Here is an 8,658-nt window from a genome sequence, read left to right as displayed (position 1 = left end):
GCCGGAACGGCCGCGATCGCAGCGCGCGGAACGCATTCGGCCGCTCCACCCGCGCAACCGGCTGCACCGCAGCCGCTTCCGGCACCACCCTCAACGCCTCACGGTCCATCAAGTCCGCACCTTCCTACCGAGGAACTCCCGAATTCTGCCCTGGCTGAGAGGGGGACGAAGCGGGGGCTCGGTGATCTGGGCGCGCTCGGGTTCGGTGGTGGGCCCAGGTGTCAGGTCCAGGTGGTCGGTTGTGGGGCGTGGCGCTGATGGCGCCGCTACTCGACGGCTCCGGTGACGACGTGCTTCATCTGGACCGATGGTGGGGCGAGCATGGTGCCGCCGGCTTGGATCCATTCGCCGATGACGCGGGCGGCGTCGCGGGCCGGGTTGTAGATGTCCTCCTCGCTGGCGAAGAGGTTGTCGCCCGCGTAGACGAGGCGGGTGGTGTTGGGGAACCAGAATTCGACGCCGGGTTCGGTGGGGTGGTCGAGGAGGTTCTTGATGCCGACGACGATGGCGTCGTTGTCCTCGTCGTAGGCGATCCACTCGTGGGGGAAGCGCATGTGCGGGAAGGGCTTCATCACCTCGACGATCCAGGCGCGGACGTCCTCGCGGTGGTGGAAGGTGCCGTAGGCGTGCTCGATGTACTCGACGTCCTCGACGAACAGGTCCGCGAACGGGGCCCAGTCCCCGGTCTCGGAGCAGGTGTCGACGACCCCGCTGTAGTGGTGCAGCGCTGCCTCGAGCTCCGACCGGCTGAATTTGCCCATGGTGCATCTCTTTTCGTCGGTGCGCGTCCGCGTCGACGCACACCCACGAATTAATCACTCTCGCTTAAATCCGTCAAGGTGGCATCCCGGTAGCGCATCGCCGATGTCTCCGTTCGGAACCGATGGCGCGCAAAACCTGGTTGTTGGCGTGTTGTGTCCCTGCCCGGCGGCGCGGCCGGATCCTACGGTTCCTTACGTGTCATCGATCAAGACTTCCGAACCGCTGGTTCTCCCGGTGCTGCGCAGCCTGGCGCACAACGGGATCGTGATCCGCGCCCTCGCCCTCGGCCTCGCGACCGTGGTGCTGATCGCTGCGCATCACCCGACCTGGGTGCCCTACGCGGTCACCGTGTACGCGATCTGGAACGCGGCGGCGCTCACCCTGAACGCCGCCCGCGCCGCCCGCACCTGAGTGGCCCGAGTAATCCGAATCGACTGCTGGACAAGGTAATCAGAGAGTGAGCGAGACAATGTTCGTACCGGTGCAGGAGCACCCGCTGTTCGAGCAGGTGCAAAAGCGCATGGGGCGCGTGCCGAACATGACCAAGGTGATGGCGAATTCGGATGCGGTGCTGGAGGGTTACCTCGGGCTGATGGGCGCCCTCAAGGGCGGCACGCTGCCCGGCCCGACCTCGGAGCGGATCGCCCTGACCGTCGGCGCCTCCAACGAGTGCGGCTACTGCGTGGCGGCGCACACCTTCGCGGGCAAGCGGGTCGCCAAGCTCAGCGACGCCGAGGTGGACGCCGCCAAGGCGGGCACCTCCGAGGACCCGAAAGAGGCTGCGGCCGTGCAGTTCGCGCGCGAGCTGACCGAGAGCCGCGGCAAGGCCGACCCGGCCGCCGCGCTGGCCGCGGGCTGGACCGAGGAGCAGGTCCTCGAGATCGTCGCCCTGGTCGCACTGCAGACCCTCACCAACTATGTCAACAAGGTCGCCCAGACCGAGAACGATTGGCCCGCAGCGTGACCGACCACAAGATCCTCGCCTTCTCCGGCAGCCTGCGGGCGGATTCGCACAACACCGCCCTGCTGCGCGCGGCCCAGAAGTTCGGCGCCGGTCTCGACATCGAGATCTACGACCGGTTGCGCGAGATCCCGCCCTACGACATGGATCTCGACACCCCGGCGCTGCGCCCGGCCATCGTGCAGGAACTGCGCGACCGCATCACCGCCGCCGACGGACTGCTCATCGCCACACCGGAATTCAACTACTCGATCCCCGGTGTGCTGAAGAACGCCCTGGACTGGGTGAGCACCGACTGGACCAAGGCCGAGGGCCTGCCGCTGCTGCGCAAGCCCATCGCCATCATGGGCGCGGCCCCCACCCAATTCGGTTCCGTCCGAGCCCAGCTCGCGCTGCGCCAGGTGTTCGTGTGGACCGAGAGCGACGTCGTGGTCAAGCCGGAGGTCATCGCCTTCCGCTCGCACGAGCGCTTCGACGACGACGGCAACCTCATCGACGAGACCACCATCGGGCTGCTGACCGGCCTGCTGGCGGCGCTCGCCACCAAGATCGACCGCAACGCCGATCCCCGCTGAACCACCCTGGTTGAGCGGGCCTCCCTCTTCGGCGGTGCGGTCCGCACGGACGACCGGGTATCCGTGGCCGCTCCCTCGGCGGCGACGGGTCCCCGGTCGCTTCGTCGTGGCGCGTTCGGTCCCCCAGTGCAGCGGTGCGCCAGCCCTAGTGTCGGAGACGTGTCATCGAATGGAGAGGTGGTCGGCAGGATGACGACGGGACGACCGGGCAGGACCGTCCTGATCAGCGGCGCCGGTATCGCGGGTCTCGCGCTCGCGTTCTGGTTGCGCCGCTACGGCTTCCGGGTCACCGTCGTCGAACAGTCCAGCGGCCCGCGCGGCGGCGGATACAAGGTCGAGATCCGTGGCGCCGCCATGGACGTCGTCGAACGGATGGGCCTGGGCGCGGACGTGCGACGGCTCTCGACCGCCCCGCGCGGCGGCGAATGGGTGGACCGCACCGGCAAGCGACTGGCGAGCCTGCCGCCGGACCTCCTCGGGCTGCGCACCGCCGCGGACGAGGAAGTGCTGCGCGGGGATCTGGCCAGGACATTGTTCGAGGCGACCCCGGACGTCGAGTACGTGTTCGGTGACGCGATCGCGCGACTCGACCAGGACGCCACGGGCGTCCGGGTGGAGTTCGACAACGCCGATCCGCGCGTCTTCGACCTGGTGATCGGCGCCGACGGCAGGCATTCGGCCACGCGGCGAACGGTTTTCGGCCCCGAACCGCGACTCACCAGCCCCACCGGACCTGCGGTGTGCGTCTTCTCGGTGCCCAACGATCTGGGTCTCGACCACTGGGAGCTGGTGCACCCCACGCCCGGCCGCCTGGTGCGGCTCTACGGCACCGGGCACGCGGCGGCCAAGGCGCAGTTCGTCTTTCCGGCCCCCGAGGTGGCTCCGGATCGCAACGATCTCGCCTCCCAGCGGCGGGCGGTGCGGGAAGCCTTCCTGGACGCGGGCTGGGAGGTGCCGCGCCTGCTGGACGCGATGGCCGAAGCGCCGGACTTCTACTTCGACGTGGCGAACCGGATCCCCGGGGACCGCTGGAGTTCCGGTCGCGTCGCCCTGATCGGCGACGCCGCCTGGAGCCCGCCGCCCATCTCCGGGCAGGGCACCGGCATAGCCCTGGTCGGCGCGTACGTGCTGGCGGGCGAGCTCGCGGTGGCCGGGAACGACCACCTGCTCGCCTACGCCCGCTACGACAGCAAGCTGCGCGACTACATCACCGGAAACCTCGAGCTGGGCTGGAAGAACGCGCACGACATGGCCGCGGCCACCCCCGCCGCATTGCGTCTGCGGGTCGAGGCCATCCGGGCGACGGCCTACCTGCCCTGGCGCGGCCGGGCGCTGCGTGCCCGCAGGGAGCCATTCGTCCACGCCGCCAACGCGATCCGGCTCGACGACTACCGGACAGCGCCCGCACCCGCCGCAACTCGGTGATACCCCCTGGGGCGCTCGGGGCCTGACCCTGGCCGAAATCGCCGACCCGCTCGACGGTTTCGGCGATATCGTGCGACTCCCGATGGCGTGATCGTCATGTCCGCGTAACCGTGCGGGGCTACGATCGGCGTCCGCGGGGAAGCTTCCGCGGGAAGCTAGGGAAGGACCGTCGCCATCACGCTACGGGTTTGGCTGAGCAGCGCCGGTGCGGCGACCGTTCAGATCATGCGGTTGTTACGACAGAACCCCGACGGGGTCGAGGTCACCGTTTACGCCAGCAATGTGGACCCGGAGGCGACCGCGCTGTCGGCCTGCGACGTCCCCGCGGTCGAACCCCGCTACGTCGGTGACGACGAATACGCGGCGTTCGCACTGGATTTCTGCCGCCGCCACCGCATCGACGTGCTCATCCCGCCGCGCCGCCTCGCCGCGCTGGCCGGGCGGAGCGCGGAGTTCGCGGCGCTCGGCACGGCCCTCATGTGCTCGCCGCTGTCGTCGGTGCGGACGCTGACCGACAAGGTCGCCACCTACGAGGCCGCCGCGGCGGCCGGGATCCCGGTGCCGCCGTGGCGGGTGGTCTCGGACGCGGACGGGCTACGCGCGGCCGTCGAGGAACTCTCCCGCACCGGAGAGCGCCTGTGTCTCAAGCCGAGTGGCGAATACTCCGCCTTCGGCTTCCGGATCCTCGACGACCGGCCGCTGAGCATGGCGCAGTTGCTCGCCGAGCCGCAGCCGACCGCCTCGGTCGAGGCGGTGGCCGGGGCGATGCGCCGGGCCGCCGATGCCGGGGTAGCGGTGCCGGAACTGCTCGTCATGCCCTACCTCGACGACCCGGAGATCAGCGTCGACTGCCTCTCGGCCGTGGGCGGTGAACTGCTGGTGGGGATTCCGCGCGCCAAACACGGACGCTTCCGCGACCTGCTCGACGACCCCGTCCCCGTCGCCATCGCGCGGCGACTGGTCGGCCACTTCGAACTGGCCTATCTGACCAATGTGCAATTGCGGCACCGCGCGGGCGAACCGGTACTGCTGGAAGCCAATCCGCGGCCCTCGGCAGGACTGTTCCACACCGCGTTCGCCGATGTGAATCTGCCGTGGGCGGCGATCCGCCTACTGCTGCACGGTGATTCGGGCCTGCGCAATCCGCCCCGGCTGGGCGTGCGCCTGGCGGTCGCCGAGGCGGTCATGGAGATCGCCCCACGCCCCACCGTCCCGGAGGTCCTGCCGGACCCCCGGGACCGCGAATCACGACTGACCTTGCGGCACAACAACACCGGAACCGAATTCCGGCTCGTCGTGCCGCATCGCGAGCGCTAGACGATATTCGCGGCGATCAGCAGATTCCAGATCTCGTTCTGATCGACCACCTCGACCTCGAGCTTCGCCGCCTTGGCCAGCTTGGCGTCGCCGACCCCCGCACCGGTGATGAGCATGTCGGTATTGGCCGAGACCGACGACGCGGCCGTGGCGCCCGCCTTCTCGCACAGGCGCTGGAACGTCGGCCGGGCGACCTTCTCCCCGGAACGGGGATCACTGATCGCGCCGGTGATCACGATCGTCTTGCCCTCCAGAGGCGCGCCCGCCGCGACCACCGGGGGCAGGTCCTCCGCCCGGACATCGAGCGAAACACCCGCCGCGCGTAGGCGTTCGAGCTCCGGGCGCAGCCGGGTCAGGTGCGCGGTCAGCGAGGCGGCGACCTTCGGGCCGATGTCCTCGACCGCGACCAGGCGTTCCTCGCCGGCGTCCGCGACCTCCTCGAGCGAGCCGAATCCCGAACGGGCCAGGCGCGCCGCGGTACCCTCCGACGCCATCGGAATGGCCAGCCCGATCAGGGCGCGGCGCAGGCCCACGTCCCGGCTCGCGTCGATCGAATCGATCATGCGCTGCGCGGAAACCTCACCGATGCCGTCGAATTCGAGCAGCCGCTCCTTGGTCAGCAGATAGAAGTCCGACGGACTGTCCAGCACGCCGGCCTCGGCGAGCCGCTCGATCCACACCTGGCCGATGGCGTCGATATCGGCCGCGGGCCGCGACGCCCAGTGGATGAGCCGCCGCACGGTCTGCGCGGGACAGGAAGCGTTGGTGCAGAACAGTTCCCGGCTGTTGCCCTGCTCGGTCACCGGCTGCGCGCACGACGGGCAGGCCGTCGGCGGCACGATGTCGAGTTCGGCGCCGGTGCGCCGGGCCGCGTCCAGCACGCCCGCGACGAACGGGATCACGTCACCGGCGCGGCGGACCAGGACGGTGTCACCGATCTTGATGTCGCGGGCCTTGATCACCTCCTGGTTGGCCAGGGTGGCCTTGGTGACGGTGGTGCCGCCGACGAACACCGGCTCCAGCCAGGCGACCGGGACGATCTTGCCGGTCTTGCCGACATCCCAGACCACCTCCCGCAGGATCGTGGTCTTCTCCTCGGCGGCGAACTTGTAGGCGAGCGCGCCGCGCGGGGAGTTCGAGCGGGTGCCCGCGGCGGCATAGGCGTCCCGGTCGGCCAGGCGCAGCACCGCGCCGTCGAGGTCGTAGTCGAGATCGTTGCGGCCCTGCTCGATCGCCTCGATCGCCGCCTGCGCCTGCCCGGCGTCGGCGCAGTGCCGCATGGCCGCACCGGTGAAACCGAGCGCGCGCAAGCCCTCCTCGAGGTCGACCGCGGCGCCGTCGGCCGGGGCGTCCAGATCGAAGCCGAAGAACCGCAGCCGCCGTTCGGCGACGGTGGCCGGATCCTTCGCGCGCAGCGTGCCCGCGGCCGCGTTGCGCGGATTGATCAGCGGCTTGTCCGGATGCGCGGTGTTGTAGGCGTCGAAGGTCGAACGCAGCATGACCGCCTCGCCGCGCACCTCCACGCGCCCGAGCGGATGGATGCGGTCGGGCACCCCGTCGACCAGAGCTCGGACCAGCGGCGTCACATCATCGCCGGTGGTGCCGTCGCCGCGGGTCACCGCGACCGTCAGCCGCCCCTCCTCGTAGACCAGCGCCAGCGACAACCCGTCGAGCTTGGGCATCACCACCACCGGCTGGCCTGGGAAGCGGTCGAAGAACGCCGACACCTGTTCGGCCGTGGTGGCCTTCTCCAGCGACAACATGGGGCGCGAATGCCGCACCGGCGCATGCAGTATCGAGGTCGCGCCGACCTGCTCGAGCGGATTCGGATCCGGCGTCAGCTCCGGATGCGCCGCGAGCAGCCCACGCAGTTCGTCCTCGATCGCGTCGTAGTCCGCGTCCGCGACCAGCGGCGAGCCCTGGTAGTAGGCGTCGCGCAACTCCACGATCCGATCGGCCAGCTGCTGAATGTGTTCCCCAGTCTCCACAACCGCGAACGCTACCGATCCCCACCGACATCGACGAGATCCCCCGCCGAACCCGGCCTGCGATGGTCCGCGGCAACAGCCACTGGACAGTGTGCGTGTTGCACCGCACAACCAGCGGACGGGCGTGTCTCGGGAGCGGTAGCGTCCTGAGCCGTCGAACACGCTGAGCGATCATCATGAACGACAACCAGCGAGCCCCGTACCGTCGCAGACCGGTCCGGGGCTCGATTGGTGTGCTGGCGTGAATTCACTTGTGGGGCTTGGATTTCGGGGCGCGGTGCGCCGCCGCCCAGTCCTTGCTCCAGGTCAGCACCGCGTCGAGGACCGGCTCGAGCTTGGTGCCGACGGATGTCAAGGCGTAGCGGACCTCGACCGGGCGCGCGACGGTCACCAGTCGTTCGACCACCTCGGCCCCCTCGAGTTCCTTGAGGCGTTGCGAGAGCATCGCGTCGGTGATGCGCGGGATGCGGTCGCGCAGTTCGTTGAAGCGCAGCGGACCGGCCAGCAACTGCTGCAGGATCACGCCGGTCCAGCGCTTGCCGATCAACTCGATCGCGGAGTGGAAGTCGGGCCCGGCCGCGTCGTCGTCACCCACGATTATTCCTTCGCATGACGTAGTTACTATCACCATTGCTAGCCCACTATTAAATCTATAGCGTGCTGGTCATGGACAACAGCATCGACATCGGGATCGCGTCACTGGCCGATCTGCAACCGGTCACGGTGGACGGCAGCCCGCGCACCGCGCTCGAACGCCTCGAGCAGATCGTGGCGCTGGGGGTGCAGGCGGATCGGCTGGGACTCGGCCACTTCGGGCTGGGGGAGCATCACAACGCGGACTTCGTGGTCTCGTCCCCGGCGGTGGCGCTGGCCGCGATCGCGAGCCGCACCAACCGGATTCGCCTCACCAGCTCCGTCACGACGCTGGGCGCCCTCGACCCGGTCCGCGTCTACCAGGACTTCGCGACCCTCGACCTGATCAGTCACGGCCGCGCCGAGATCACCGCGGGCCGCAGCGCCTACCCGGAACCGTTCACGCTCTTCGGCGCCGACATGAGCCGCTACGACGAACTTTTCGCCGAGAAGCTCGACCTGCTGCTGCGGCTGCGCGACCACCCGACCCTCAGCTGGCACGGCGAATTCCGCCCGGACCTCGACGAGGCGGCCATCACCCCGCGTGCGGCGCAGGACCGGCTACCGGTCTGGCTCGGTGTCGGCGGCACCCCGGGCAGCGCCGCCCGGGCCGGACACCTCGGCCTGCCGATGATTCTCGGCTACATCGGCGGCACCCCCGAGCGGCTGCGAACCTTGGCCCGGATCTACCGGGAGGCGGGCGCTGAATCCGGCAATACCGACAATCTGCGCCTGGGCGTCGCCTTGCACTACTTCGGAGCTCCGACCATGACCGAGGCCGCCGCGACCTACCCCTACTACTACGACTTCCTGCGGCCCAAGCATCAGGGCGGAGGCGGATTCACCGTCAGCCCAGCGCAATTCCAGCTCGGCATGCAGCCCGGCCGGCACCTGATGATCGGCCGGCGCGTGCGCGAAGGATTTCGCGTTCGGGCCGTCGGGAAACCAGGTGCGCGCGAAGTGCGGCTGGGCCATGGGGCGGTAGCGCATCGCGCCG

The 8,658-nt window shown here is 69.5% G+C and carries 9 protein-coding genes; 6 read left to right on the top strand and 3 right to left on the bottom strand.

Annotated elements, in window-relative coordinates:
* Positions 1-266: 266 nt before the first annotated feature.
* Complete coding sequence (locus tag ACWELQ_RS29440) at positions 267-761, bottom strand: nuclear transport factor 2 family protein (protein ID WP_452400290.1); 495 nt, start codon at positions 759-761, stop codon at positions 267-269.
* Between the two features lie 196 nt (positions 762-957).
* Here ACWELQ_RS29440 and ACWELQ_RS29435 point away from each other — a divergent pair, with 196 nt between their 5' ends.
* The 5 genes from ACWELQ_RS29435 to ACWELQ_RS29415 all read left to right on the top strand — a co-directional run bounded on the left by ACWELQ_RS29435 (position 958) and on the right by ACWELQ_RS29415 (position 5,040).
* Entirely contained in the window at positions 958-1,173 is a 216-nt protein-coding gene (locus ACWELQ_RS29435; RefSeq protein ID WP_452400289.1) for a hypothetical protein, read from the top strand.
* A 46-nt stretch (positions 1,174-1,219) separates the two neighbouring features.
* The gene (locus ACWELQ_RS29430) at positions 1,220-1,726 is read left to right on the top strand and encodes a carboxymuconolactone decarboxylase family protein (protein WP_452400288.1); all 507 of its coding nucleotides are present in this window, start codon (positions 1,220-1,222) and stop codon (positions 1,724-1,726) included.
* Entirely contained in the window at positions 1,723-2,298 is a 576-nt protein-coding gene (locus tag ACWELQ_RS29425; RefSeq protein WP_452400287.1) for an NADPH-dependent FMN reductase, read from the top strand. The genes ACWELQ_RS29430 and ACWELQ_RS29425 overlap by 4 nt, the downstream gene beginning before the upstream one ends.
* Positions 2,299-2,487: 189 nt before the next feature.
* Entirely contained in the window at positions 2,488-3,723 is a 1,236-nt protein-coding gene (locus ACWELQ_RS29420; RefSeq protein WP_452400286.1) for an FAD-dependent monooxygenase, read from the top strand.
* Between the two features lie 174 nt (positions 3,724-3,897).
* Complete coding sequence (locus ACWELQ_RS29415) at positions 3,898-5,040, top strand: ATP-grasp domain-containing protein (protein ID WP_452400291.1); 1,143 nt, start codon at positions 3,898-3,900, stop codon at positions 5,038-5,040.
* Here ACWELQ_RS29415 and ligA read toward each other — a convergent pair.
* Both ligA and ACWELQ_RS29405 read right to left on the bottom strand, forming a co-directional pair.
* The gene (gene ligA, locus ACWELQ_RS29410; protein ID WP_452400285.1) at positions 5,037-7,028 is read right to left on the bottom strand and encodes an NAD-dependent DNA ligase LigA; all 1,992 of its coding nucleotides are present in this window, start codon (positions 7,026-7,028) and stop codon (positions 5,037-5,039) included. The two genes, ACWELQ_RS29415 and ligA, sit on opposite strands and share 4 nt — an antisense overlap.
* A 247-nt stretch (positions 7,029-7,275) precedes the next feature.
* A complete protein-coding gene (locus tag ACWELQ_RS29405; protein ID WP_452400284.1) occupies positions 7,276-7,623 on the bottom strand; it encodes a winged helix-turn-helix transcriptional regulator in 348 nt (115 codons plus the stop codon).
* Positions 7,624-7,694: 71 nt separating this feature from the next.
* Between ACWELQ_RS29405 and ACWELQ_RS29400 the strand changes: the two genes are divergently transcribed.
* Positions 7,695-8,658 (top strand): LLM class flavin-dependent oxidoreductase (locus ACWELQ_RS29400; RefSeq protein WP_452400283.1); only part of this gene is annotated, 964 nt, incomplete at its 3' end.

It is taken from the genome of Nocardia sp. NPDC004722 (assembly GCF_053601505.1).
Note: the sequence above shows the minus strand (reverse complement) of the source record. Positions and strands in the feature narration are given on the sequence as shown.

Bases quoted from the DNA above. Each gene is read 5' to 3' on its own strand.
- ACWELQ_RS29420 (WP_452400286.1), top strand. From the start codon at position 2,488: ATGACGACGGGACGACCGGGCAGGACCGTCCTGATCAGCGGCGCCGGT.
- ACWELQ_RS29440 (WP_452400290.1), bottom strand. From the start codon at position 761: ATGGGCAAATTCAGCCGGTCGGAGCTCGAGGCAGCGCTGCACCACTAC.